Consider the following 26,356-nt stretch of genomic DNA (forward strand, 5'->3'; position numbering starts at 1 on the left):
CCGAATTCAATAAATGACCACCCGAATTCAATAAACGACCACCCGAATTCAATATATTTATTGCATAAATTCTCAAAACCTCACTTGAAACCTGATTTACTAAGGTTTTAGCTTTAGTTTTACCCCACCCTAACCATCACTGCGATTAAGTAGGTAATCTTTGGGATTTAAGAAGAAATTCGACTTGTGTGTACACGGTAGCCCCGCTCTTTGGGAGGGGAGCGTTTGCGTGAGCAAATGCGGGGTGGGGTTCTTTATTTTTGATTTATGCAAGAGGTTTAATGATCTAGGCTAAAGACGTAGTTAAAACTTTGCTTAATAAAACATGCTAGACTTTCTTAATCCCTTTTTAAATCGCCATCCAGAGCGAGTCAAAGCCAACGTCGAACTTTACACATGGGCAACTTGTCCTTACTGCATTCGTGCCAAAATACTCCTGTGGTGGAAAGGTGTAAATTTTACCGAATATAAAATCGACGGCGACGAAGCAGCCAGAGCTAAAATGGCAGAACGCGCTAACGGCCGTCGTACTGTACCGCAAATTTTTATCAATAACCAGCACATTGGCGGCTGCGATGATCTTTATCAACTAGACACACAAAGTCAACTTGATCGCCTTTTAGCCCAAGCTGCTATTTAGCTTCAGATTTCTAGTCCTTGTGATTACCCCCATTTTTGTAACAGTTAAAGTATCGCAGTGACGCACATCCCGCCTAGAACTTAAGTTCTAGGCTAATAGCTAAAGTCCACTCAAGTGGACTGAAATTCTTGTTTAGTCCTCTTAAGAGGACTTTAGCTATTAGCCTTGGAATTTATTCCAAGGCGGGATAACAACGAAGCGGATATTGTCAAATGTAAGTAATGACAAGACTTCTAGGCTGTGGGCTATATAGCGTTTTCTAATCATACAAGGTATATCTTAGCCCTCTCTCGAAGAGCGGGGAAGGGCTTGGGGGTGGAGTTTTGTACTTACTCAACCGAGAACCGCTATATACTTTTTCTTTCTCGTAGGATCGGTGTCTTGCTCGTCCAAAGGCAAGGATAATTTTAAAATTTTTATATTAATAATAAGTATATGCTAACTAAATACACAGATTATGTTATACATCAACAATGGATGAGTTATGCCCTAGAATTAGCAAAAGCAGCAGGTGATGCAGGTGAAGTCCCTGTAGGTGCTGTTATCATTGATTCAACAGGCAAATTGCTAGCACAAGGAGAAAACAGAAAAGAGCGCGACAAAGACCCCACCGCTCATGCAGAAATTCTCGCTCTCAAAAGAGCTGGAACAACTTTACAAAACTGGCATCTTAATGAATGCACCCTCTACGTAAATCTCGAACCTTGCCCGATGTGTGCAGGTGCTATCGTCCAAGCGCGTCTAGGACTACTTGTATATGGAGTAGACGATACAAAAACTGGCGCAATTCGTACAGTTATTAACATACCCGATAGCGCTGCTTCTAATCACCGCTTACAGGTAATTGGAGGCGTTCTAGAGTCAGCTTGTCGTGAACAATTACAGGCTTGGTTTGCTACTAGGCGGCGTAAGGTAAACTAACGGACAGAGGTAAAACTGTCCATCTAGTACCATACAAGTTACGCAAGAGAATCTACGGTGTAACTAATCAGACTTTTCGTTAAATTTTACCCGTCAATCAGCTGCATCCGTCATCATGGAATTTTACTCTTCATCCGATACCTGCCAGCAGACACCAGCAAATCATCAGGTGGCTGATACTACCTCAAGGGTTTCTCCTTGGTTAAGTCCTCTGGCATATTTATTAGGGCGTCACTGCCTATTACCATTATTCTTTGGGCAAATTAGCATAACCGGACAAAAAAATATCCCTAGAACTGGGCCTGTGATCTTCGCGCCTACTCATCGGGCGCGTTGGGATGCATTGCTCGTACCCTACGCTACGGCTGATTGTCGGAGAGAACAAGACTTGCGGTTTATGGTGACTATTGACGAATGCCAAGGTTTACAAGGCTGGTTTGTCCGACGTTTGGGGGGGTTTGCTGTAAATTCTAAGCATCCGTCAATCCGCACGCTGCGACATGGAGTTGAGCTACTTCAGCAGAAAAAAACCCTGGTCATTTTTCCAGAAGGTAACATTTTTCGTGATGGCCAAGTTCACCAGTTGAAGCCAGGAATTGCTCGTCTTGCTTTGAGTGCTGAATCTAGTCATTCGGGGCTGGGAGTGAAAATTATACCCATAGGCATTAATTACAGCCAACCTTATCCAAATTGGGGTACAGATGTGAGTATTGACATTGGCTCCCCAATTAGAGTAACCGATTACATGAGTGGTTGTATAAAACAAGATGCTAAAAGCATCACAACTGATTTAGCAAAGGCACTGCAACAATTAACCTATCAAGAAACAAAAATTTCTAATCGCGCATTTGCAGAAATTACTAATTCTTGATCTTGTCAAACGTACCCTCTAGTTTTACCCTTTTAAGTGCTTCGAGCTTCTAGCATCTTTACTTTCTCAACTAATGTTGCTATGGTCTTCTGCTGCTCTTTCACTACTTTAGTTAGTACAGCTACAATATCCATTGAACTTACTGCCTTTTTGTCAAAAGTTGCCACCATGTTCGGAACATCTTCCGCAATAAATCCAGTATGTAGATTTTTTTCACTATCCGCTTTGTAACTAAACTTAACGGGTTGGAGGTCTTCTAATGTCTCAATCGCCTCCCGACTGGAAAGTTCAGCAATATTTTCTTTCACTTCCCTTGATGAAGAGGTGAAAAACTGAGTCGCACGAATAATCCCAGTTGTATCAACAGTGACTTTATCTCCTCCAGACCAGAGGCGAGCTATGCCACCCAATGCATACCAAACCCATCGTTGCCCAGCATTTGGAGTTTCTACAAACTCAGGAGTTTCCCGATTACCAAAAGAAAAACCACCACCAGCACCACCACTATGAATTTCAGTGCCTCTTACGTCTAGTTTCCGAAAAGGATTTGTTGTTCCAATACCAACATTTCCAGATACAAAAAGATTATCCAAATTCCCGGTCTGTGCTTGTGCCCGACCATTTACAATTAAGCTAGTAATTATATTTGCGACAACGAAACCGCCAGTCACTCCGGCAATTTGACGACGAGAAAGACTATTAGACATTTTTTACTTCTAAGCTCCTGCACTAGTTCCATTTTTGCAAGCATCAGTAATTTAACATTAATATATACTGCCTTAATCAGAATATTTATTGAGAGATATTCAGATTTTTCACACAAAATCAAGCTATATTAAACTCCAAAAACTAAAAAAATAACTGCGGTATACTCACATGTCAAAAATAAAAATTGATGGCAGGGAAGCAGAAGTTCTGATTTAAGGAAGGCTGAAGCTTCTGAATTCTCTTTGCGTCTATGCTAGTTGAGACTGGGAAGCGTGCTATTTGTCATCTGGCTTACTAAAGTTTTAACTAGTTCCGTGGGTTTAAGTCCCCCGGTTCAATAAAAATTTTGTTTTGTGTTGGGGTTAAATCCCCATTACAAAACTTAATTACGAATTACGAATTACGAATTACGAATTATTTAATCTTGCTTTGAGAAAACTGCACTGTCAAATATCAAACCTAACCTGAGATAATTATTAGGGAAAAAAGTCGATAGCCGTAAGGACGGACAGTTGGGAACTCTATTAAACCGATTTTCAGTCTAAATCAAAGAAACTTAGGATGCGGCTTTGCTTTGTCGAAGACCAAAACAGAGTTAAGATACCCGAAGTTTCCATAACTTTTCTGTATAGTCGTTGCACTACTTGACCCCATGAACACTGCTGCCGCTGTTACCTTGATGCACCGTACTTTTTTATCAGTCATAGCAGTCCTCAGCCTGCTATCACCTGTGAATGCTCAGGTATCACAGTCACCAGGCACTACTAGTCCAAAACCCATTGACCCTAACGATCCTAATAACCTGCGCCCCATAACCCAAAGTAACAGCCTTTTGAGCATTGAAGGTGGCGATCGCCTCGTCAAAGAGGCAGAACAAGCCGTTTCTGCTCAAAACTACCCCTTAGCTGCCAAGAAACTGCAAGAAGCACGTCAAGTTTATAATCAGCTATCTAATTTTTATCAAGAGTTAAACTCTAGCTTTTCGGGAATTGACAACAGAGTTTCTGATTCTCAGCGTCAAAAAGCTCTATTAACAGCCCAAAAGCGAGATGAAGCCACCTTTCAGCTAGCATTGGTACATCGGGCACAAAATCAGCCAGAATTAGCTGTACCGTTGTTGATTCAAATAATTAAGAGTCAAAATCCGACGCGGGATTTAGGCAAGAAAGCCTATAAACAGTTGTTTGAATTGGGTTTTGTTGATTCTGCCTATCCTAGAGAAGGTGGTAGTTCATCTTCCTCATCTCCAAAAAAATAAATTAAATTTTTCTTGTCTGTTTTTCCCCTGCTCTCAATCTCTCTGAGCAGCAGCTTTAGAACGTCCCAGTGCTACGATAGGATTATCTGCCGTACCTTTGAGCGATCGTCCTCAAAAATCCACCTCAGAGGTGCGTTTATTTCTAGCCTTGCCAAAACCTGAACTTGGCACAGGCATAGCTCCATATCTGTTAATAATAGAAAAGTAAGTTTTTTCAGGAATAGCGATGATTAGTCCGCAGCAGGTTGAGGCAATGATCAAGGCGGAACTGCCAGACGCCCAGGTTCAGGTGCAAGACTTGACTGGTGGCGGTGACCATTATCAGGTAACAGTAGTTTCATCGCACTTTGCAGGTAAGGGACTAGTGCAACAGCACCAGTTAGTTTATGGTGCTTTGGGGCAAGCTATGTCAACTGAAGCAATTCATGCTTTGGCAGTAAAAACATATACTCCTGAATCTTGGCAAGCAACACCAGCTTCATAAACATAGAGTTAGGAATTAGGGGTTAGGAGTTATAAATTTTTAACTTCTCACTCGTCATCGTTGAATGTAACATAGGAAACACAAATACCATGACACCAGAACTCAAAGAGAAAATTGATAACTTGCTACAACAGAACAAGATTTTGGTTTTCATGAAGGGAAATAAGTTAATGCCCCAATGTGGTTTCTCCAACAACGTTGTGCAGATTCTCAATACTTTGGGAGTTCCCTTCGAGACAATTGACGTTCTATCAGACTCTGAAATCCGCCAGGGAATTAAAGAATACTCTAACTGGCCGACAATTCCCCAAGTGTATATCGATGGTGAATTCGTTGGCGGTTCTGACATTTTGATTGAACTGTACCAAAAAGGTGAATTGCAGGAAAAGGTAGAAGTAGCACTAGCCTCGTCGTAATATTTCTTTACGCCAACCAGAAGGTATGCTGCTAAATTTGCGCTTCGCAATCAAGGCAATTTGCCATTTTTAACATCCTTGAAAGGTCAGAGAAATAGTATCTCCCCTTTCAAGGGTTTTTTTTAATGGGTTTGTGAAAAAATACCTGTGTTGGGATTGATAAATTTATATCTTGCACCTGCCCAATCTCCTGTCAAGAAATAAATTTCACAGGCTTTTTGTCCAAGTCCACTCAAGTGGACTAATATCCATGCCACTAATAGGGTTTAGTCCTCTTGAGAGGACTTTAGCTGTTAGCCATAGGTTTCTAACCTATGGCGGTTTCTGGGACTAGTGCAAGATATAAGTAAAGAGTTTTTGGTACATACCTCGCCCCTTGTGGGCGAAAAAAACTAATAGATTAGGACTAATTCAAACCACGTCAAAGAGTGGGCGTAGTATCTCTTGGACTAATGACAAATGACAAATGACAAATGACTAATGACTAATGACAAATGACTAATGACTAATGACTAATGACTAATGACTCTCGCGTTGCGCGTTGCGGTTTGATTTCATAGATAGTCAACAATCCCCTCAGTCGCATTGGCAAGACCAATATAAGGCTGAGGGGATGCGTTTTATCAATACAATATCTCCAAAATCTCACACCACAGTATCAGTTGACCAATACAGATAATATGCTATGCTCATCTGCGGTAATTAACGGTTACTATCAACGACTAGGTAAATAGTACTTAGTAGTAATCGCGTAGTGGCTGTGGTTGCGGCACTGCAAAATTTGATCCATCGTACAAGTAGCGGCTGGCTTCCTCTTCTAAGCGATGAATCAGGATAGGTTCAAGAATGTTGCCATGTCGTAATGCGGCTAGATATCCATCCAAATACATCCGCATATCATCCGTGCGATAACCGCGATTCCATAACTCGACGAAGGCGTCGGTGAGTCTTTGGTAATAGCGGATACTTTGTGTGTCTTGGAGCATAACTGCTGTATTAAACTCTTTGGAATGAGAATTGTAAATGATTTACGCTCAAATGTGAACTGTAATTTCACTTTGGCATTAACTCAAAGTCAACACATCTACTTTGGGCAGTACCCTCCTAGCAGCTACAAGCTACTTTAATCCTATTCCAGAAAACATCGATTCTAGTTATCTGCTAAGTTATTTTTATGATTTTCATACTCAACAGCCCAATTGTATTGGTGATAAGTAGTAGGACAAAAATATTTACAGTCATTGCGAGCGAAGCGAAGCAATCGCAAGGGCTGGGATTGCTTCATTCCGCTTCGCTCCATTCGTAATGACATTGTGTAATTAATTCTGTCTGACTACTTATATTCGTGGGTCTAGAAGCTAATTTCTGCAAGATAGAATCCACTTTTATTATCAGACTAAAAAACTGTTGTGGTAAAAGCTAGCTGCTTAGGCTATAGTTTTTGGCAAGATGATATCCATCTAAAAGCAGAATGTTAAGCTAGAAGAACTTTTCATAAGTCTAACAACACTTTCGATAAATTTAATAAAAATTTAATAATATTTCTAATTGCCTTCGGCAAGGCATAAATTCAAAGATATTGCCACTATTTTTATGAGGAAATGTAAAGTTAATAGCTATTGAAGTAACAAAGGCTACAAAACCTTAGAGATGGGCTTGTTACTTTGAAAGTCATCGACGCTAAGGGGTCTTGCCACTGTGGGTTCGGTTTGTATAGAAATCATTGAGGGGAATCCCCATCTGAGGTCGTTGCTGGGTTGGCACTTGCAACAACTGGAATACCGTGTGCATCAAGCTGCCAGCATTTATCAAGCAAGGGAAGTATTTTTAAGCCATCAACCAACACTGGTAGTTTTAGATGCAGACCTGCCTGATGGTGATGGCATTGAGTTTTGTCGTTGGTTGCATCGTCAGCAGCAGCCTCTAATCTTAATGCTATCTGCCCGTAATAGTGAAAGTGATATCGTCGCAGGTTTAAAGGCGGGTGCAGATGATTATTTGAGCAAACCTTTTGGAATGCAAGAGTTTTTGGCACGGGTAGAGGCACTAATTCGCCGGAAGCGCACACCTACTGCACCAGCTTACTTGGATTATGGCACTTTGCAAATCGATTTAGTTCAGCGCCGTGTCCGTTTTCAGGGGGAGTTCATTGACTTAACGCCCCAAGAATTCAGTTTGCTGTACGTTTTGGCACAAGCTGGGGGAGTGCCTCTGAGTAGGTCAGAATTGCTGCGCCGTGCTTGGCCTGACGCTATCGATAACCCTCGTACCATTGATACTCATGTTTTATCGTTGCGGAAAAAGGTTGAACTTGATCCTCGCCAACCCAATTTGATTCAAACTATCCGCAATGTAGGATACCGTTTTAACATGGAAATTTTGAATACCAATATTTCACAATCACAAACAACAAAGTTAGCTAGAGAGAGATTTAATAATCAACGTTCAACGCTTAGTAGTAGTGTGTAATGGGAATGGGGAGTGGGGAATAGGGAGTAGGGAGTGGGGGATGAGGGAGATGAGGGAGATGAGGGGACAAGGGGACAATTCTTAACTCTTAACTCTTAACTCTTAACTCCTAACTCAGCACTCAGCACTCAGCACTCTTAATGCCCAATGCCCAATGACGATTGACTAATCCAAATTTAAAATCCAAAATCGTCTTGAGCTTCTGCTTGAATTAAACTTTCTCGTAATTCAACCCAGTTTATTTCAGAGACTCTTTGATTTGCCAATAAATGACCTTGGTGTAAGTGTAATAACCGAGTGCAAAATATCTGGGCTAGTTCCAGTTGGTGGTTAACCATCAAAATCGTGGTTTGATGAGTTTGACTCAACTGGGTTAAGACTTGCATTAGATGAGAAGCGGTACCAGCATCAAGGGCAGAGGTTGGCTCGTCTAATAATAATATTTTAGGCTGGATGACTAAGCCACGAGCGATCGCTACTAGCTGTCGTTGTCCCGCAGAAAGTTGTACCTCTGTGCGCCCCAACCATTCACTGGGAATATGCAGTTGTTCTATCCAGTGACTGACTCGTTGCTCAATTGTCTGTTTGGACAAACCACGCAAAACTAAAGGATAAGCCAAGGCTTGCCCAACTGTCATCCCCAACAGCTTTGATTCTTGCAATACAAGTACAAGCATCTGGCGTAGCTGGATGACGGGAATTTGGCGAGATTCTTGGTTTTCTAGATAGATTTTGCCACTACTGGGTTCAATGAGGCGGTTGAGGAGGTGTAATAACGAAGTTTTTCCAGCACCTACTGGCCCTACAATGGCAATACGATCGCCCTGGAATACTTCCAAGGAAATATCTTGCAATATGGGGTATCCTTGCTGATTGCCTGGAAGTTGGGTTTTCAGCTTCGTAAACAGGTTAATTTGCTCTAGCCTGAGTGTGGCTTTTGCTGTATTCAAGGGGAGTGGGGAGTAGGGAGTGGGGAGTGGGGAGATGGGGAAGAAATAACCAGTGCCCCATGCCAATTTTAAGTTAATTGTCTGGTAGTTAAAGCTGTAGCGATCGCCCAGCCATCGACCAATAGTAACAGCAGTGTGAATACTAGTAAAATCAAGTACATCCACGGCTGCGCTAAAGGGCGAACATCTGTAGTATCAATGCCCGTCTTTGCTTGGACAATTTGCACGAAACGGGCAAATCCAGCTACACGCATCGGTAGTAAATAAGCTTTCCCATCCTGGCTGAGAAAGTAATAAACTATTCCTCCTTGACCTGTGGTGCGGGGTTTTAACTCTTTCACCTCTGACCAAGGTAAAAACCAGCCTTTACGAAAAAAGCGAGGCACCCAGGCGCGGTAAGTAACCTGAATTCCCTGGTCATCTACCGTTACTCGTTCAGTCAATACAGCATACAAGGCAACGAAGCCGATGCTAATCCCTATCCATAATAATCCTGGGGGTACTGGTGCAGCTGTTACCTGCGATAAGAAGGGTAATGGGACTGTGAGTGCTATGTATAGACTCAGCAGCGTCATCCGAATCAAAGGAGACAGACGAAAAACAGAAGCTGAAATATTGGCTGAGTTTGCTGTCACGGCTCAATTACAATGCTTTTCTTCATTGTAGAGTAGGTCTATGTTTTACCTCGCCTCTTGCACATAAGCTATGCCACTTTAATAATTCGTAATTCGTAATTCGTAATGACGCTCGATGACTCGCTACCGCTTCTCTACGAGACGCTACGCGAACGCTAACGTAATTCGTAATTCTTTAGGGTAAATATTTTTGCACTACAATCCAACCAGTAAGGGATACCCAGGCAAATCCTATAAATAGAATAATATTTACACCGACGTGTAAGGGTCTAGCCCAAGGTCGTCTGGCGCTAATTTGCGTCGCACTGAAAGCAGACAGTAAAACTAATGCTACTACTATCAATCCAGCAACTAAATGTGATGAGTGACCCAAAGAACCAAAGTGACCGAGAGTTCCAACAATGCCGATCGCTAGCAGTAGTAGCACTAAACTTACCATGCTGATGCCCATTGTATAGTGGAGCGATCGCACCTCTCTATTTCCGCCCAGAAATGGGGTAATAAAAGGGAATTGCTGCGAAGTTCTCGCCCGAAACATCCAAACGCCGGTGACTGCTAACATCAGATATGCCAGCAGGGACAACCCCATTGACCAGGCGGCTATTTTCCACAACCAAAGAAATGAAGGCAGATTCATAAGATTGATTGTAAATGAGATGGGGGAGATGGGGAAGATGAGGGAGCAGGGGAGGCAGGGGGAGCAGGGGAGGACAAAGAAGAAAAGGAGAATAACCAAGCCCGATGCCCAATTCCCAATGCCCAATGCCCAATGCCCAATTCCCAATGCCCAATAAATAATAAACAAAAAAGGCTGCTGAATTAGCAACCCTTAAATTTAGTAAATTTTTTTTTAATCAACCGATGCTAAACCAACGATTTGTAAGGGTTTTGTACTATCTCCGATTTTTGTATTAATTTGCTGCACTATAGACCTGGTATTAATAAGGTCTTTTTCATCTGATGAGTCTGTATCAAACTCATAAACGCTGGGTTCGTCGAGCATTAGGCGATCGCACGGAATTTTATCGGATAAAATTGCACTTGCCATCATCCCCGTATGAATCTCCACTTGACCTTTTCGCGGAGCTTCAAAGACTAAACGTTGTCCAGGGAAAACAACCCTTTCAAAGTACCAGTTGGGAATATTGGAGATGCGAGCTACCTGTATTTTGCTCGTGGCATTAATGTAGCAGCAGAGAATTTTCCCCGATTGCTCAGGTGGTAGAGGATCTAATATTTGAGCCATAACTGCTGAGGAGCTTTACGCCACAATTTTACATTACACTACCCAAGCCTAGCATTGCCTGATCCCCAGTTGCTGTAGCTCCGACTACCAACTGAACTTTTGTAGATTATTTTTTCCTTAAGATATATCGCAGGTTATAAAAAATTTGTAAATATTTATGCGTTGTCTGCAATTTTACACTATAAGAACATCTTTGAGTTTTTAATCTCTGGCAAAAAAGCTTTAACTTCTTTAGGGCAGATAACTCTAAGGTAGGTATAGCGAAGATCCCCTTAGATTGAGCCTAGTTCAAGAATGTATTTTTGTGTTTCATCTATCCCAGGATTAAAAGCCTGGGATCATCGCTTAATCAATGAACTCGATGTTATCGTAAAGCTATATGAAAAATGTCTTCATAAAGCCTCTCTTGATGCCATGCGTTTGCTATGGAAAGCAATTTTATTGATTCCTACATCTGTGAACAACAAAAAAATTCAATTATATCAATAATTTGCTTCCATGTCAAGCAATATTGTCAAAAATTAAGAGCAGCCAAAACAAAAACACGCTTTAAAACTGGAATTTATCTCGCTTTCCCCAAAGATTGGCAAGATGGAAGTCAAAACACCCATGATGGAAAATCGAATTCTTTACGTTCGCCTTCCTTGTAACCCTATCTTTCCCATTGGGGTTGTCTACCTGAGCGATCACGTCCACAAACAGTTCCCTAATATAGAACAGCGCATTTTTGATTTGGGAACAGTACCACCTTTAGACTACAGTTCTGCTCTGGATCGCTGTATCGATGAATTTAAACCGACACTGCTAGTATTTTCTTGGCGGGATATTCAAATCTATGCCCCAGTTGGCGGGCGTGGTGGTAACCCACTGCAAAACGCTTTTGAATTTTACTACGCTAAGAATCCTCTATTGAAACTACGTGGGGGATTGGGCGGTTTGCGAATCTTCATCGCTTACTATGTAGAATTATGGCGCAATCAGGGCTTAATCAAACGCGGTTTAAAGCGTGCCCAAAAATATAATTCTAATGCCCGTGTAGTTGTAGGTGGTGGTGCAGTTAGTGTCTTTTACGAACAGTTAGGTAAAAGCTTACCTCAAGGGACAATTATTTCTGTGGGTGAAGGGGAAACCCTGCTGGAAAAACTTTTAAGTGGCAGAGATTTTCGAGATGAACGCTGTTACATTGCGGGAGAAACTCAACCACGGGAACGGCTAATTCATGAACAACCCACTCCACTAGAAAAAACAGCTTGTAACTACGATTATATCGAAAGCATCTGGCCGGAATTTAACTTTTACCTGCAAGAAGAAGACTTTTATATAGGTGTACAAACTAAGCGTGGTTGTCCTCATAACTGTTGTTATTGCGTCTACACTGTCGTCGAAGGTAAACAAGTACGCATTAACCCAGCAGATGAAGTAGTTGCTGAGATGCGCCAATTATATAATCGCGGCATTCGCAACTTCTGGTTTACCGATGCCCAATTCATCCCAGCCAGAAAATTTATCGACGATGCCATAGAACTCTTGCAAAAAATCGTCGATTCTGGTATGACAGACATCCACTGGGCAGCATATATCAGAGCCGACAATTTGACACCAGAGTTGTGCGAGTTGATGGCGAAAACCGGGATGAACTATTTTGAAATCGGGATTACCAGTGGTTCTCAAGAACTTGTACGGAAAATGCGGATGGGGTACAACCTGCGAACCGTCTTGCAAAACTGCCGCGATTTAAAAGCAGCTGGTTTCAACGATTTAGTTTCCGTCAACTACTCCTTTAACGTCATTGACGAACGTCCCGAAACTATCCGCCAAACCATCGCCTACCACCGGGAACTAGAACGGATTTTTGGTGCTGATAAAGTTGAACCTGCCATTTTCTTTATTGGATTGCAACCCCATACCCATTTAGAAGAATACGCATTCAAAGAAGGCATCCTCAAACCAGGGTATGATCCAATGAGCTTGATGCCGTGGACAGCCAAAAAACTCCTCTGGAATCCCGAACCTCTTGGTTCATTCTTTGGAGAAGTCTGCTTGCAAGCTTGGCAACAAAACCCTAACGATTTCGGACGCGAAGTCATGAAAATTTTAGAAGAAAAACTAGGTTGTGCCGACTTAGAAGCAGCACTTTCTGCACCAATAGAAAGAAAAGACAAACAGTTAGCAGCTGTTTGATAAAATTTGCAGAATCAGACAAGAGCAAATTTCATCTTTTTGTCTCTCGCCTGCCCCCTACCCTAATCTCTCCCCCTCTGCGGTTATTTTCTACCCAATCCCATGTTAGAAGGTTCAATTCTACAAAAGCTAGAAACAGCCCATCGCCACACCACCAGGCCAATTCGATTCGGTGTTTACTACAAAAATACCCTAGTTGCCCTGTGCCATGCTCTAGAAGACCATATCTTAACCGACGACGGTACACCCCTAGTCATCACAGCCTTTCAACAGGGGAAATGGTATCTACAAGAAGCTGAACGATATGCAGACATCGCCCAGCGCAGCCGCGAAATTGCCATCATGGCTGCCTCTGAATCCGGCTTTGCTGAACATCCTACAAGCCTTCTACCCAATGTAGACTTAGTGGCATTAGATTCAGTCGATCCAGTAGCTCAGGAGTGGCACTTAATTATTTTATCGCCTAAATACACAGCAATGGTAATTTGTCAAGAGTTATCGGAGGCTGATTATGGCAGCACTGGAGTACCGACATCAGACTTAGAGCGCAAATTCTATGGCTTGTGGACATTTGAGCCAGAGTTAGTTCAAGATACAGCTGAAATAGCGATCGCTCACATCAGAAAGTACAACCCAGAACTGGCGGAAAAACTTACAGCCGATAAACAACAAATTGTACCGTCAATGGACAGATCCCAAAATTTAGGTGCAGTTGTCTCCCGTGTAGTAGATTACCTCCAGACTGGGCAAGATAATTTATCCATCCCTACAGCCCTTCAGCAACAAACCCTAGATCGCAACTTGGTTTCTAACGAAATCCAAGCCTTTTTGCGAATGGCGCAGCTGATGGATATGGCAGATGTCAACAATCCAATGGCAGCTGCGGAAGTGGTTGTACTTGCTGAAGCGATCGGACAGCTTTTGGATCTTCCCGCATGGCAAATTAAAAGGTTGCGGCTAGCGGCTTTGTTGCATCGCATAGATCCATTACAAAATGCAGAAAGTGTCCTGAATTCTGGTAGTATACCGACACGCTACCAAGAAGATGCACCCAGTTGTCCTTTAATACCAGGGGCGCAAGTATTGCGAACAATGCCACGACTGCGAGCAGTTGCCCAAATTATCACTCACCAAACCGAGTGGTGGAATGGCGCAGGGGAACCAGCAGGTTTAGCTGGAGATGAAATTCCCCTAGAGTCAAGGATTTTGGCATTATTGGCAGACTTTCAGTGGCGAGTCAATCAGCAAAAATCGTCAAATCAAAGCCGAGAACAGATATTTACTCAAGCTTTAGATGAGTGCAAACAGCAACAATCTATCCGCTTTGACCCTAAACTTGTAGATACCCTAGCTTTATTAGTTATGGGTTTACAACAGGGACTTGACTTACCCTTGATGACACCCAAAGTCAGCGCCGGCATCTGGATACTTGATTCCCAATGGGATAGCCACAGCAAGATAAGTGAGGAGATTGGTAGTTACTTTACATGAATATTGAAGCCATTAGATTAGGAAAACTCAAACAACTTCCAGGGGCAAATTTAGAAGACGAGGAACTCTCCCGACTGGATTTAAGCCGAATTAATCTTGCTGGTGCTACCCTTGTCGGCACTAATTTCGCTGCTTCTAAACTCGAAGGTGGGCATTTGGAGGGGGCAAATTTGATGGGGGCGAACCTCCAAGAAACTGACTTACGGGCGAGTTTGATGGGAGCAAACCTGATGCAAGCAGATTTAACAGGCGCTGACTTGCGGGGTAGCAATTTGCGTGGCGCTAACTTGATGGGAGCAAGACTCAGTGATGTGTCATTGGTGGGTGCTTTCTTGAGTGGTGCCAATTTAATGAATGTGAACTTGCAAGGTGTGGACTTACGAGGTGCTGACTTGCGCGGTGCAAACCTGACTGGGGCAAATCTCAAAGGTGCAGATTTGAGTCGCGCCGATTTGCAAGGGGCTTTGTTGAGTGAAGCAAACCTTGAAGAAGCTGACTTGCGGGGGGCGAATTTGGCAGGGGCGAAATTGACGGGAGCGAATTTACTCTGTGCAGAGTTAGAAGGTACAAATTTGAGCGGCGTTAATTTGAATAAAGCCTGTTTGGTGGGTACTGTTGTGGAGGCTGCGTTTTGAATCGGGGTTAATTTATACAAACTGCGATGAATAATATATTAGACCACTCCAATGTATGCCCTCAAAGTAGGCAATTTTCTACGCTTAGACCAGGTACGCGCTTAAATTCGCGGACATTTGCTGTAACAAGCGTCAGGTTAAGGACTAGGGCATGGGCAGCAATCAATAAGTCATTAGGGCCGATGGGTTTTCCTGTTTGCTCCAGGTGTGTACGGATTACCGCATAGTGCTGATCCACTGGAGGCGATAGCGACAAAATAGGTAAAACTTCAAGAATGCTCTCCGCTAGAAAACACTACCTCAACTCTTGGTTGATGATACACTTAATAAGCTGTAAGTTGAACTAGCTTTCCACGGGAGGATATTTGATGCTGCGTGCTGTATTATCAATATATTCTTGTGGGAAAATTTGCCTTCCTAATACCAACGCTTCTTGCCTTTCCTCATCTGTCATATAATCATCTCCCTTGAGTCCTCTTGGGGTACGTCGAGGATTTCCTCCTGCATCTAAATATCGCTGACGTGCGATCGCAAATAATTCTAATATTCTTTGCGCTTGCTGCTGTTTAATGGTATTAGATTGCTTCATCGTTTCATTCCCATCCAAAGGTCACTACTTCGCCGTTTCGTAATATCGTTGCCAAGGGTAAAACAGTACTATGAGTTTGAATATGCCAATACCCTGTGTCTTCATCATATAATCTCCAAACAAGTAAATTTAGAGCTTCTAGGGCATTTATTACCAAGTATTGCTCTTCTGTGGGTTCCACAAATGGTGAGTGCGTATGTAAGCCAGTGCTTATCTTATCAGAGAGGCGATCGCTCAGTTCGCCCTCGTATCCACAAAGCTAGTACACTCATTAACAACACCCCCATGACTCCTTGCAAGGGATTATTATTCACCCCAGTTACCCAATCAGGAACTTGACCAGAATATTTCACTAATTTCCCAACATTAATAATGTAGTAGCCCCATACAAAACCACCATGCAAACCAATTGGTAAACCCAAGCGTCCCCTCCGCCAACGCTTTCCCCATACTTGCGTTAACCCCAGCAGCACTAAAGCTGGAAATTGCGGCAGTGTATGAATAATTGCCTCCAAGGGTTTAATAAAGTGCAATGTAGCAAAGGCAGTTGCATCTGTCCACAATGCCACACGCGGACTGTAATCTCGTTGTAATTCATCTAGCAACCAGCCTCGGAATAACAATTCCTCAGCAAAACCGATGCCCAAGCCAACAAGTAAACCCTCTAAAATTACTTTCAGCAAAAAAACTTTCGGTTGTTGCCACACCAACCAACCCAACAAACTTTCTACCCCAAAAAGTATCAGAATATTAATTATCCCCATAGCCAAACCACGCAGTAAATCCATACCGTTTTGCCGCGTGACTTCTAAGCCATAATGCCGCAGAATTTGGGGCTGTTGGTAGACATATTTGCCCCATAGTCTCAGGAGAAAAATAAATATTAAATATAACAATACCAATGTCAATATACTTTCTAAGTTTGAATCATGCACTAGAAAGTATATTGGTGCAGCCAATGGCAACCATAGCAGCAATAAACTCAAAATAAAAGAACCCAGCCTAATAGGGGCAGGGCGTTCAGCTAAACGGACAAGGTTTTTTTTCATACTAAATAAGTCACCAATCACCAGTCAATACTCTAATTTTTGACCAATGACCAATGACCAATGACCAATAACTAATGACTATTCATCAGGTTCAATCGTGCTACTTAAACCGTGACTTTTCAATGTTTCGCAATAGAACTCAGCATGTTCCAGAGCGCAAGTAATAACTAAAGCTAGCCCATTAGTATGGGCTTCCATCATGATGCTCACAGCCTGGGGTTGGGTAAGGCTTGGCACAGTGGCTATTAATGACTGTACAACATGCTCCATCGAGTTGTAGTCGTCGTTATGGAGCAAAACGCGATACCGAGGCGCGAGCTTACGGGTTGTGGAAGGCTTTTCAATGGTTTCAACTGACACGGCTCTTTGCTCTTTTCTTGTTGATTCACTACTACAAAGTATCTGTGTAGCGATCGCTTAACAGTTATTTACCTATTCTATAGTATTTCTGTTCAGATACTATGCTAGGAAAACCCTTTGCTGCCAAGGATTGGTCGTATTAGTTTTGCGTAGGCACTTGTGAGGCACATGTCTTAAGACATCGTTGCCGTGAGAGTGCTACCCTAATGTTACAGAAGCAACATTAAAAGTAGCGCATTCTCACTTTTAAAATTAAGGAAGTTACAAAATAATCCTTGCCCCCGCCCAAACTGCATAATGATGGACATTAGCCTAGATTTTCTTCAACCAGGACAAATTGTGTCTTTAGAGCATGGCGACAGGAATCTGTATGCAGAAGTCATTCAATTTGTAGTTTCCCGCCAGTTGTGCTGGGTGCGTCCTTTATTAATGGTTACTTTCATTCAAGAATCGCCGCTAATTACCGATTTGCGAGATGCGTCTGACTTGCTTTGGCCTGCCAATTTATTTCGCCCAGCATTAGACACAGAAGTAATTACCTTCTTGAGCCAAGTTTTAGCAAAAGAACCAAAAACTGAACCTGACTCAGCCGCCAAGCAGCAACTCAATCAGTTTATTCACCAACTTTGGCAAGCATACCAATAGTCATTAGTCATTAGTCATTAGTCATTAGTCAGGAGTTAGAAATTATTATTCTCCCCCTGCTTTTCCTGCTCCCTTATGCCCAAAAGCAATTAACATTAACTAATTCTGGCGGTTCTAAGTCAAGAAAGCTAAGATTATCAGCAAGTTTTGTAGCTTTTTATAAAATTTCGTTACAAAACTAAATTACGAATTACGAATTACGAATTATTCTAATATCCCAAGTTAGGAACCAACTGAATTCTACCAGCATCCATCTCTGCCATTAATAATTCCAGAGCTTCGTAGTCAACGTCAGAAATGTAACCCAGTTCCGTCAATTCTGAGTTGATTTCATTTTCTATCTCAGGAGTTAATTTTTTAATGTCAAGAGCTTTTTCTACTAATTTACGAATAGCGTACTTAGTTCTCATAAGTAATAACCCAAGTTTATATGATATTAATTATTCTAGATTTACCTAAGCATAAATAGTGATCCGATAGTCATATAGATCACACTTTAATTAGTTAAATAAATAATTCGCTATGAGGATGTCGTATGCCATCAGCAACGCTAAAGTGAGAAATTTAACTTAGCGTTAAGACTTGGCTAAATTAGCTTTAGTTATAGACTAAGCAAGTTTTCTCAGCATAGTTACTGATGATTTGTCGTTTCTACGGCTGTCTATAGTTGATTGTTTTTGAACTAGCATAAAAAAAAAGTATATATAAGCACATTTTAACCTGGAATTATGACAATCTTTAAACAGAGATACTAAAGCAATAAAGATTCAGCAAAGAGAACTAAGACATATGGTCGATGCAACAAAATAGAGTTTATGTTCAAATAATTGTTAGCTTGACGCTTCAATAATTCTCAATAGGATGTAACTATGCAAGCAGTGCTTAACTATCCCAAGATTGCAGTTATTCGCCCCCAAGGCTTTTTGAATGCTACAAACGCCTTGGAATTTGAACGAGATATGACCACAGCGTTAGCACAAAATGGTATTTCTATCTTGGTAGTAGACCTCGCAGCAGTAGAATCGTTAGACAGCGCTGGGTTGATGGCATTGTTATCTATACACAAGCTGGCTCTTAGTTTAGGAAGGGGTTTCCAACTTTGCGCTATTGCTCCGTCAATTAGAATTATTTTTGAACTAACGCAACTCGATACGGTGTTTGAAATATTGGATGGTGAAGTTGAGTTGGCTGCAACATAACTTTATGTAAAAGCACAAAGGTTCGGGTAGGAAGTGGACTTTATGTAAAGGAGTTATAAGTTGCAACGAGAAACTATGTTAGAAGACCTAATTCAATGCTAAGGTTGGGTTTGAGTAGCTGTAATTAAGGTAGCTAGAAGATAGCACAGTGGCTGTTGCAGTTGAAAAATTAATAACATCGGATATTTTAAAACCAGGACGTTACCTGGGTAATGAGCGTTTAGCAGTACACAAAGCTTGGGATACGGCAGCAATACGCTGGGTATTAACTTATCCAGAAGTATATGAAGTCGGTGCATCCAATTTAGGGCACATCATTCTCTATAACATCCTGAATGCCCAACCGCGTCAATTGTGCGATCGCGCCTACCTCCCAGGAAAAGACCTGGCAGCCAAACTACGCGAAACTAATACGCCATTGTTTGCTGTAGAGTCAAAGCGATCGCTCACAGAATTCGACATTTTAGGTTTTAGCCTCAGTTACGAACTGGGTGCAACTAATATCCTAGAAATGTTGGATTTGGCTGGAATTCCCAAGACGTGGCGAGAACGGCAAAAAGCTGGCGTTGCAGGGGGAGAATTTACGAATCTCCAGTCCCAGTTTCCATTGATTTTTGCTGGTGGGCAAACAGCAACATCTAATCCTGAGCCTTATGCCGATTTCTTCGACTTTATCGCTCTTGGAGATGGAGAAGAACTGTTGCCAGAAATTGGTTTGGTATTGGAAGAAGGCAAACAAGCAGGATTGAGTCGGGAACATTTGTTAGTGGACTTAGCACAGATACCAGGTGTATATGTCCCTCAGTTTTACGACATGGCAAAGGATGGCTCGGTTCATCCTCGTCGCCGAGACGTACCAAAACGAATTTTGCGACGGGTTGCAACTCCCATACCCGCGTATTCCATTGGGTTAGTTCCATACGTGGAAACGGTACATGACCGCTTGACCATTGAGATTAGGCGTGGTTGCACTCGTGGCTGTCGCTTCTGTCAACCAGGAATGCTAACTCGACCAGCACGGGATGTGGAACCCAATCAGGTTGTAGAAGCAATCGAACAGGGGATGCGGGCAACTGGTTACAATGAGTTTTCCCTATTATCTCTGAGTTGTTCTGATTATTTGTCCCTACCAGCAGTGGGGATGGAAATCAAAAATCGTTTAAAAAATGAAAATATTTCTCTGACTCTACCAAGCCAACGGGTAGACAGATTTGATGAAAATATTGCCAATATCCTTGGAGGTACGCGGCAAGGTGGACTGACTTTTGCTCCAGAAGCTGGAACTCAGCGGATGCGAGACATTGTGAATAAGGGTTTGACAAATGAAGAATTGTTGCGGGGGGTGAAAACCGCTTGGGAGCAAGGCTGGGATAAAATCAAGTTGTATTTTATGATTGGCTTGCCGGGTGAGACAGATGCTGATGTTTTGGGGATTGCCGAAACGGTAAGCTGGCTACAGCGAGAATGTCGGGGCAAGGGCAGAAAACCCCTAAACTTTAATCTGACGATTTCTAACTTTACGCCGAAGCCCCATACGCCATTCCAATGGCACTCAGTTTCTACCACTGAATTTAAACGCAAACAAAACCTGTTGCGGCAAGAATTCCGCCGGATAAAGGGAGTGAAGGTAAATTTTACCGATGTTCGCATTTCGGCAATGGAAGATTTTGTAGGACGAGGCGATCGCAATTTGGGCAAAGTAGTCCGGCGTGCCTGGGAATTGGGTGCAGGTATGGATTCCTGGTATGAAAATTTAGATCAGGCTTTTAGCGCTTGGGGGTCTGCGATCGCTCAAGCCGATCTAGACTGGAAATACCGCCAAGTAGAAAATGGCGAATGGAATTTGTTTCACGCACAAGATCAGACGATATCTAAAGATGCGGTAAATACCCCACTCCCAACTCCTGTACAGACGCGATTAATCGCGTCTCACCCAAGTACAGACGCGATTAATCGCGTCTCTCCCAACTCCCTCGATACTCCCCTCCCTTGGGATCATATTGATACCGGAATTGACAAAAAGTGGCTCAAAGAAGACTTGCAACGCGCCTTAGAAGCTGCAATAGTACCCGATTGCTCTTTTGAAGGTTGTTCCCACTGTGGCGTATGTGGAACCGACTTTGGCCATAACGTTGTGATTGAATCACCAGCTATTCCAAAGTTCGCTGGCGAGTTTGTCCCCAACACAACTAAAGTACAAAGACTGCGAGTTTGGTTTGGGAAACAGGGTAATATGGCTTTGGTAAGCCACCTGGATTTAATCCGTCTGTTTGACCGAGTTGTGCGGCGAGCAGGCTTACCAATCGCTTTCACTGGTGGATTTCATCCAATGCCGCGAATTTCTGTAGCAACTGCTTTGGCTCTAGGAGCTACTAGTAGTGGTGAAATTGCGGATTTTGAGTTAACTGTACCAGTGGCAGTCAATGCTTTTCGAGAACAGTTGGTTCGGGAAATGCCCACAGACATACCTATATATGATGTGGAGCAGATAGATTTAAAAACTCCGGCAGCTACCCAACTGCTAGAAACCGCAGAATATTTAATTACCGTAGCAGCACTCGAAGAAGTAACACCTATACAATGGCAAGAATGGATTGATACCATCAAAGCAAAAGACGAACTGTGGTACGAGCATACAACAAAGTCAGGCAAGAGCCAGTTAATAAATCTGCGCGATCGCTTGTTTGAACTGGAATTAGTAGAAACCCGCAAAAGCATTGCAGAATCTATATCTGTTATCCGTTATGTAGGTAGCTATCGCCAAGATGGTTTTCTATTGCGTCCTGAACAAATCCTGTTTATGCTAGGAATAGTGGCTAGTGGAGAATTTCAACTCCTGCACATCCACCGCAATCGGCTAATTTTAGGAGTATAATCCCTGTAGGGCAGCTTGCTAGTAGTTGTCCTAACGTGGCATATCGTCGGAATTGATTTTTGGCAAGGTTGCGTTAGAATGGGTTGAAGAGAAATTTTCTGGCGCTGCATTGAATTAACTGGTTCACTACCCTGGTGTTCAGGGGACGAAAGCAAAGATATTAGAGTGCAAATTCTAGGATTTTATCCCAGACAAACTGAGGCAGATTAAAGAACACACACTCTCTCTATAGCTACCTTGTGAATCAGTAACTAACAGCAGGCTCGCTTAGATTCTCTAAATCCATGCTTTTTAAACAGCTGCTGAATGTTTAATCCCCAGTAGTGCCAAAGAGCTAGTGAGCTACTTTTCTAGAGTTGTTCGCCTTTGGCGTTCTCGTAGGTTAAACAACTGCCGTCGGTTAGGCCGAATTTGCAGACGTTCACGAGACGCGCAAAGCGCGGCTTAAAGTAGGGTAGCAGGTGGCGTTGCTGAGTATAACCCTAAGGATAAATCCGGGGAATGGAAAATAGAAATAGTTTCTTTTTCTTAACGACATTAGTAGGTTACTCTCAAATAAAGCTTCCTGAGTTAAAAACTCACTCAGGATTCAGAACTTTTAACTCACAACTCTCTTTATTGAGGGTATTGCATCACAAATCAACCACGGACGGTTGATTTAATTGCTTAAAGATGCAGCCGTTCTGGAATAATCCACCGTAAAAATGCTCTTAAGAGCGCCAATAGCTATTTAATTTAGAAGCTCAGGTTTGCGATTTTTATTATCAGTAGCACCTTTTGAGGGTTGCAGGGGCAACAAAGGTATAACAAACCTCCAGACCTATTGGTGCTGCCAATTTTGAGGAAATTGAATGCCAAAACAAATTATCATCGCGGAGCAGCACCAAATTGCTGCTGTCTTTTCTGAAGATCAAATACAGGAACTAGTTGTTGCTACGGGTCATCACCAAATAGGTGATATCTACTTAGGAGTAGTAGAAAACGTATTGCCTGGGATAGATGCGGCTTTTGTCAATATTGGCGACCCGGAGCGCAACGGTTTTATTCACGTCACCGACTTAGGGCCACTGAAGCTAAAGCGTACCGCAGCAGCAATTACAGAACTACTAGCACCACAGCAGAAAGTTTTGGTGCAAGTAATGAAAGAGCCAACGGGGACAAAAGGCCCCCGGCTTACGGGTAATATTACTTTACCCGGACGCTACGTAGTACTGATGCCTTATGGTAGAGGTGTAAATTTATCCCGACGGATTAAAAGTGAAAGTGAGCGCAACCGCTTGCGGGCACTAGCAATTTTGGTCAAACCGGCGGGAATGGGTTTGCTTGTGCGTACAGAAGCAGAAGGCAAACCCGAAGAAGCGATTATGGAAGATTTGGAATTGCTGCAAAAGCAATGGGAAGCCATTCAGCAGGAAGCACATTCCACCCGTGCCCCAGCACTACTCAATCGGGACGATGACTTCATTCAGCGCGTATTGCGGGATATGTACGGCGCGGATGTAAATCGGATTGTCGTGGATTCGAGTACTGGTTTGAAACGCGTGAAGCAGTACTTGCAGAACTGGAGCGGAGGTCAAACACCGCAGGGATTGTTAATTGATCATCACCGCGATCGCTCCCCCATTTTAGAGTACTTCCGCATCACTGCCGCCATTCGAGAAGCCCTAAAACCGAGAGTAGATTTACCTTCTGGAGGCTACATCATCATTGAGCCGACAGAGGCATTAACCGTAATTGATGTTAACTCAGGTTCCTTCACGCGATCGGCAACAGCTAGAGAAACAGTTTTGTGGACAAACTGCGAAGCTGCAACAGAAATTGCTCGCCAGTTGCGTCTGCGGAATATCGCCGGGGTGATCGTTGTTGATTTTATTGATATGGAATCACGACGCGATCAACTGCAAGTTCTCGAACACTTTAACAAAGCACTCAAAGCAGACAAAGCTCGTCCGCAGATTGCCCAACTTACCGAACTGGGTTTAGTAGAACTGACCCGCAAACGCCAAGGTCAAAACATTTACGAATTGTTTGGTGAAACTTGTCCCACCTGTGGCGGTTTAGGACATATTGTGCGTCTGCCTGGAGAAATCGAAAACCGATTACCAATACCAGCAGAAACCCCAGAGCGTGAGCGTGAGCGTTTTGTATCCCTACCTCACCGAGAACCACGTCAGCCATCTGCCCGCATCCCAGAACCACGAGAAACCTATGATGGATTTGGGGAAGCATTTGACGGCGACCTAGAATCGAGTAACCTAAATCTGATCAATCATCCTAGTTATCAAGACCTTAATGATAATAAGCGTCGTACCCGCACTCGCCGCAGTCGAATTGCCATCAATGGGTTAAACGGGAAAGATGAAGCTCGGGTTGTAGCCAATCCACTGGCTTTTGTCAACGAGCCAGACTTAGACCTTGATGTTGAATCAGAACTAGGAGTTGCACCAGAGATCCCCTCACCCACCCTTGGTAAACCAGGTTGGAGTGAAAGAGTAGAGCGCACTGTAGTAGATCGCACTGTAGACCGGACTGTAGATCGGACTAAAATTATCAAGGCAGAGCCAGTCAAACCAGTGGTAGAACCACCGGAGATTAGAACTGTAGAAATGAGCCTCCAGGAACAGGATATCTTTGCCTTGATGGGAATATCTCCCTTGGTAAAGTTAGAGCAAGAGGTTAAAAATCCCAAGTCTGTGATTATTAACGTGATTCAGCCTGGTCAACAGCCAACGACTCCAACTGAATCAACCTCAGAATCAACTATTGTCCAAAAAGCAACACCTGAAATAATCCCAAGCAAGATACCAATACCAAAAGTTATTGAGCCAGAACCAAAACCTTTGATAGAAGAGACAACTGAACCATCTGAGTTGACTGCTAGCCTAACGGGTAGCTTGTCTGCGAAAGCTTCCGCCAACGAAGATGAAAGTGATGCGAACAGCGCCGCCACTGCCAGCCGTCGCCGCCGTCGTCGTTCCTCAGCGATTGAGGATAATTAGTTTACTTTATGGTAGAAACGTCGCCAACGCCCTTGGAACAATCCAATTGGCTGGAGTTTTCTACCTTGTCAGGGATTCCAGGGTTGGTTGCAGGTGTGGATGAAGTCGGGCGAGGCGCTCTATTTGGCCCTGTGGTAGCGGCAGCAGTGATCCTACCAGATCATGCTTTGCCAATACTGATGGCAGCTAAAATCAAAGATAGTAAAAAGTTATCTAGTTCTCGTAGAACTCAGCTAGCACAGCAGATTTGTGGGCTGGCTATAGACTGGAAAATTGGGTTTGCTTCTACTGCCGAAATTGACAAGATAAATATTTTGCAAGCGACGCTGTTAGCAATGAAGCGGGCTGTGCTGAAGTTAAAGGTACAGCCTGCACTCTGCCTGGTTGATGGTAATCAGTCAATCAAAGACTTGCTATTGCCGCAACAAACCCTAATTAAGGGGGACGAGCGATCGCTCGCTATTGCCTCTGCTAGTATTGTTGCCAAGGTTTGGCGTGACGAACTGGTACTGCGTCTAGCATTAAAATACCCTATGTACAGCCTGGAGTGTAACAAGGGTTATGGTAGCCAGCGGCATTTGCTGGCTTTGCAACAATACGGGCCCTCGCCCCTACATCGTCAGTCTTTTCGTCCTTGCCAAATCAAAATAATTCGTAATTCGTAATGGGCTACGCCCCGCTACGCTAACGTAATTCGTAATTAGAAACAGTTACATAAGCGGATTTAGACACCCGATGAAAACTTAGCCAACTATAGACGTAGATTCCGTATCCGCAGGAAAGGGGAATTCTAGCTGCAAATTACGAATTACGAACTACGAATTACGAATTAGTTAAATAATTACTCAGCATTCAGGATTGGCAATTCAGTACTGTCACCGTTAAGTCCTCTATCTTTGGTTTGTGATATCACCCAGTAGCGATAATCCGCCAGAAGTTGATTTAATAACCGTTGCTTGACCGATAACAGCACGCTTTTGAGCAAAGCATTGCCAGTAGCTTCTAAAATCGGCTTAGGAGTGAAGGAAAATGGCGGTGGCAAATCCACCAGCACTTCTAAATCAGCTTTTCCTTGCAGGCGAGTGCCAGTGCTTAACTCTTTGGGAGATAGATGCCCTTTTAAATTAAGAGCAAAGCGCTGGTTAATATACTCGAAGCCCAGGATTTCACAGCCTAGCGATCGCAAATTAATTATTCCATTTGATTCTGCCCAAACTCTCATGTCTACAGTAGGTTGAATACTCAATGACATAAAAGTTAACGGACGCATTTTCAAGCGAAATACTTCCTCAGAAAGCTGCTCAATTCTACTGTTGTCAGCCAAAGCCTTAACTAGACGTTGAGGCTGGCGCAAGTAGTGCTGAATGGGAATAGGCTGCTCTGGAACAGCGATTTCAACCGATTGGGAGGCAGTAAACCGGGTAGCCATGAGCGGATAAAAATATCTGTTTCTTAATTTTAATATTTTTTAATAAATTAAATCTGATTATTGAAAAGTTGAAAATTTATTAACCATAAAAATGATTGTTGCTTATCAGCTATACATCATTAGCAGAAAGTTGGTACGCTTATTACTATCTTTAGTTCAATAAATATAAATTAAAATTTCATTCTTGACATAAAATCTATAATATGCATTGTAATTAGGTGAGAAACGAATATAATTGTCCTTAAATTTTCAGAGGAATTTAGCAACAAAACTTTTCCTGGATACATATTTCGGTCTATTTGTTTA

The 26,356-nt window shown here is 42.8% G+C and carries 29 protein-coding genes; 16 read left to right on the forward strand and 13 right to left on the reverse strand.

Annotated elements, in window-relative coordinates:
* Positions 1–325 precede the first annotated feature (325 nt).
* The 3 genes from grxC to LC586_RS10285 all read left to right on the forward strand — a co-directional run bounded on the left by grxC (position 326) and on the right by LC586_RS10285 (position 2,432).
* Positions 326–640, forward strand: a complete 315-nt coding sequence (gene grxC / locus LC586_RS10275; RefSeq protein ID WP_229484452.1) for a glutaredoxin 3 — start codon at positions 326–328, stop codon at positions 638–640.
* A gap of 435 nt (positions 641–1,075) precedes the next feature.
* Positions 1,076–1,561, forward strand: coding sequence for a tRNA adenosine(34) deaminase TadA (gene tadA, locus LC586_RS10280; protein ID WP_229484453.1), 486 nt, complete (start codon positions 1,076–1,078; stop codon positions 1,559–1,561).
* A 115-nt stretch (positions 1,562–1,676) separates the two neighbouring features.
* On the forward strand, positions 1,677–2,432 hold the full coding sequence (locus LC586_RS10285) for a lysophospholipid acyltransferase family protein (RefSeq protein ID WP_229484454.1): 756 nt from the start codon (positions 1,677–1,679) through the stop codon (positions 2,430–2,432).
* Between the two features lie 32 nt (positions 2,433–2,464).
* Here the strand turns inward: LC586_RS10285 and LC586_RS10290 are convergent, their stop codons facing one another.
* Positions 2,465–3,139, reverse strand: coding sequence for a tail fiber domain-containing protein (locus LC586_RS10290; RefSeq protein WP_229484455.1), 675 nt, complete (start codon positions 3,137–3,139; stop codon positions 2,465–2,467).
* Between the two features lie 653 nt (positions 3,140–3,792).
* Here LC586_RS10290 and LC586_RS10295 point away from each other — a divergent pair.
* The 3 genes from LC586_RS10295 (at position 3,793) to grxD (ending at position 5,298) form a co-directional block, all read left to right on the forward strand.
* Complete coding sequence (locus LC586_RS10295) at positions 3,793–4,398, forward strand: hypothetical protein (RefSeq protein ID WP_229484456.1); 606 nt, start codon at positions 3,793–3,795, stop codon at positions 4,396–4,398.
* Between the two features lie 226 nt (positions 4,399–4,624).
* Positions 4,625–4,882, forward strand: coding sequence for a BolA family protein (locus LC586_RS10300; RefSeq protein ID WP_100899811.1), 258 nt, complete (start codon positions 4,625–4,627; stop codon positions 4,880–4,882).
* A gap of 89 nt (positions 4,883–4,971) precedes the next feature.
* On the forward strand, positions 4,972–5,298 hold the full coding sequence (grxD, locus tag LC586_RS10305) for a Grx4 family monothiol glutaredoxin (RefSeq protein WP_229484457.1): 327 nt from the start codon (positions 4,972–4,974) through the stop codon (positions 5,296–5,298).
* A 737-nt stretch (positions 5,299–6,035) separates the two neighbouring features.
* On the opposite strand, the gene LC586_RS10310 is transcribed toward grxD, so the two are convergent.
* A complete protein-coding gene (locus LC586_RS10310) occupies positions 6,036–6,284 on the reverse strand; it encodes a DUF6761 family protein (RefSeq protein ID WP_229484458.1) in 249 nt (82 codons plus the stop codon).
* Positions 6,285–6,996: 712 nt separating this feature from the next.
* Here LC586_RS10310 and LC586_RS10315 point away from each other — a divergent pair.
* Entirely contained in the window at positions 6,997–7,767 is a 771-nt protein-coding gene (locus LC586_RS10315; RefSeq protein WP_229484459.1) for a response regulator transcription factor, read from the forward strand.
* Between the two features lie 176 nt (positions 7,768–7,943).
* On the opposite strand, the gene LC586_RS10320 is transcribed toward LC586_RS10315, so the two are convergent.
* From LC586_RS10320 to LC586_RS10330, 3 genes are all read right to left on the reverse strand, one after another.
* Positions 7,944–8,717, reverse strand: coding sequence for an ABC transporter ATP-binding protein (locus LC586_RS10320; protein ID WP_229484552.1), 774 nt, complete (start codon positions 8,715–8,717; stop codon positions 7,944–7,946).
* Positions 8,718–8,785: 68 nt separating this feature from the next.
* Entirely contained in the window at positions 8,786–9,352 is a 567-nt protein-coding gene (locus LC586_RS10325; RefSeq protein ID WP_229484460.1) for a hypothetical protein, read from the reverse strand.
* 175 nt (positions 9,353–9,527) lie between these two features.
* The gene (locus LC586_RS10330) at positions 9,528–9,989 is read right to left on the reverse strand and encodes a DUF4079 domain-containing protein (RefSeq protein ID WP_229484461.1); all 462 of its coding nucleotides are present in this window, start codon (positions 9,987–9,989) and stop codon (positions 9,528–9,530) included.
* A 28-nt stretch (positions 9,990–10,017) separates the two neighbouring features.
* Here LC586_RS10330 and LC586_RS10335 point away from each other — a divergent pair, with 28 nt between their 5' ends.
* Entirely contained in the window at positions 10,018–10,146 is a 129-nt protein-coding gene (locus tag LC586_RS10335; protein WP_229484462.1) for a histidine kinase, read from the forward strand.
* A 56-nt stretch (positions 10,147–10,202) separates the two neighbouring features.
* Here LC586_RS10335 and LC586_RS10340 read toward each other — a convergent pair whose 3' ends face one another.
* Positions 10,203–10,598, reverse strand: coding sequence for a DUF1830 domain-containing protein (locus LC586_RS10340; RefSeq protein WP_229484463.1), 396 nt, complete (start codon positions 10,596–10,598; stop codon positions 10,203–10,205).
* Positions 10,599–11,189: 591 nt separating this feature from the next.
* On the opposite strand from LC586_RS10340, the gene LC586_RS10345 reads away from it, so the two are divergent.
* The 3 genes from LC586_RS10345 (at position 11,190) to LC586_RS10355 (ending at position 14,905) form a co-directional block, all read left to right on the forward strand.
* Positions 11,190–12,779 carry a photosystem II high light acclimation radical SAM protein gene (locus LC586_RS10345; RefSeq protein ID WP_229484464.1) on the forward strand — a complete coding sequence of 530 codons (1,590 nt, stop codon included), beginning with the start codon at positions 11,190–11,192 and terminating at the stop codon, positions 12,777–12,779.
* A 102-nt stretch (positions 12,780–12,881) separates the two neighbouring features.
* On the forward strand, positions 12,882–14,270 hold the full coding sequence (locus tag LC586_RS10350) for a DICT sensory domain-containing protein (protein WP_229484465.1): 1,389 nt from the start codon (positions 12,882–12,884) through the stop codon (positions 14,268–14,270).
* The gene (locus LC586_RS10355; protein ID WP_229484466.1) at positions 14,267–14,905 is read left to right on the forward strand and encodes a pentapeptide repeat-containing protein; all 639 of its coding nucleotides are present in this window, start codon (positions 14,267–14,269) and stop codon (positions 14,903–14,905) included. Before LC586_RS10350 ends, LC586_RS10355 begins: the two co-directional genes overlap by 4 nt.
* A gap of 61 nt (positions 14,906–14,966) precedes the next feature.
* Here LC586_RS10355 and LC586_RS10360 read toward each other — a convergent pair whose 3' ends face one another.
* The 5 genes from LC586_RS10360 to clpS form a co-directional block, all read right to left on the reverse strand.
* Positions 14,967–15,182 (reverse strand): PIN domain-containing protein, encoded by a 216-nt coding sequence (locus LC586_RS10360; protein ID WP_309143370.1) that lies wholly within the window; start codon positions 15,180–15,182, stop codon positions 14,967–14,969.
* Between the two features lie 66 nt (positions 15,183–15,248).
* The gene (locus LC586_RS10365; protein ID WP_229451114.1) at positions 15,249–15,494 is read right to left on the reverse strand and encodes a hypothetical protein; all 246 of its coding nucleotides are present in this window, start codon (positions 15,492–15,494) and stop codon (positions 15,249–15,251) included.
* A 4-nt stretch (positions 15,495–15,498) separates the two neighbouring features.
* Entirely contained in the window at positions 15,499–15,675 is a 177-nt protein-coding gene (locus LC586_RS10370) for a hypothetical protein (protein WP_229484468.1), read from the reverse strand.
* A gap of 37 nt (positions 15,676–15,712) precedes the next feature.
* The gene (locus LC586_RS10375) at positions 15,713–16,543 is read right to left on the reverse strand and encodes a CPBP family intramembrane glutamic endopeptidase (RefSeq protein ID WP_229484469.1); all 831 of its coding nucleotides are present in this window, start codon (positions 16,541–16,543) and stop codon (positions 15,713–15,715) included.
* A 78-nt stretch (positions 16,544–16,621) separates the two neighbouring features.
* Positions 16,622–16,903 (reverse strand): ATP-dependent Clp protease adapter ClpS, encoded by a 282-nt coding sequence (clpS, locus tag LC586_RS10380; RefSeq protein WP_100899825.1) that lies wholly within the window; start codon positions 16,901–16,903, stop codon positions 16,622–16,624.
* A gap of 300 nt (positions 16,904–17,203) precedes the next feature.
* Here clpS and LC586_RS10385 point away from each other — a divergent pair, with 300 nt between their 5' ends.
* On the forward strand, positions 17,204–17,548 hold the full coding sequence (locus LC586_RS10385; protein ID WP_229484553.1) for a hypothetical protein: 345 nt from the start codon (positions 17,204–17,206) through the stop codon (positions 17,546–17,548).
* A 209-nt stretch (positions 17,549–17,757) separates the two neighbouring features.
* On the opposite strand, the gene LC586_RS10390 is transcribed toward LC586_RS10385, so the two are convergent.
* Positions 17,758–17,958, reverse strand: coding sequence for a hypothetical protein (locus tag LC586_RS10390; protein WP_229468126.1), 201 nt, complete (start codon positions 17,956–17,958; stop codon positions 17,758–17,760).
* A gap of 459 nt (positions 17,959–18,417) precedes the next feature.
* On the opposite strand from LC586_RS10390, the gene LC586_RS10395 reads away from it, so the two are divergent.
* The 4 genes from LC586_RS10395 to LC586_RS10410 all read left to right on the forward strand — a co-directional run bounded on the left by LC586_RS10395 (position 18,418) and on the right by LC586_RS10410 (position 25,286).
* On the forward strand, positions 18,418–18,747 hold the full coding sequence (locus LC586_RS10395) for an STAS domain-containing protein (RefSeq protein ID WP_229484470.1): 330 nt from the start codon (positions 18,418–18,420) through the stop codon (positions 18,745–18,747).
* Positions 18,748–18,895: 148 nt separating this feature from the next.
* The gene (locus LC586_RS10400; RefSeq protein ID WP_229484471.1) at positions 18,896–21,622 is read left to right on the forward strand and encodes a TIGR03960 family B12-binding radical SAM protein; all 2,727 of its coding nucleotides are present in this window, start codon (positions 18,896–18,898) and stop codon (positions 21,620–21,622) included.
* A gap of 851 nt (positions 21,623–22,473) precedes the next feature.
* Positions 22,474–24,621, forward strand: a complete 2,148-nt coding sequence (rne, locus tag LC586_RS10405) for a ribonuclease E (protein WP_229484472.1) — start codon at positions 22,474–22,476, stop codon at positions 24,619–24,621.
* 8 nt (positions 24,622–24,629) lie between these two features.
* On the forward strand, positions 24,630–25,286 hold the full coding sequence (locus LC586_RS10410) for a ribonuclease HII (RefSeq protein ID WP_229484473.1): 657 nt from the start codon (positions 24,630–24,632) through the stop codon (positions 25,284–25,286).
* Between the two features lie 176 nt (positions 25,287–25,462).
* Here LC586_RS10410 and LC586_RS10415 read toward each other — a convergent pair whose 3' ends face one another.
* The gene (locus tag LC586_RS10415) at positions 25,463–26,050 is read right to left on the reverse strand and encodes a DUF1997 domain-containing protein (protein WP_229484474.1); all 588 of its coding nucleotides are present in this window, start codon (positions 26,048–26,050) and stop codon (positions 25,463–25,465) included.
* Positions 26,051–26,356 lie beyond the last annotated feature (306 nt).

This window comes from Nostoc favosum CHAB5714, from assembly GCF_020829495.1.
Taxonomy (GTDB): Bacteria; Cyanobacteriota; Cyanobacteriia; order Cyanobacteriales; family Nostocaceae; genus Nostoc; species Nostoc favosum.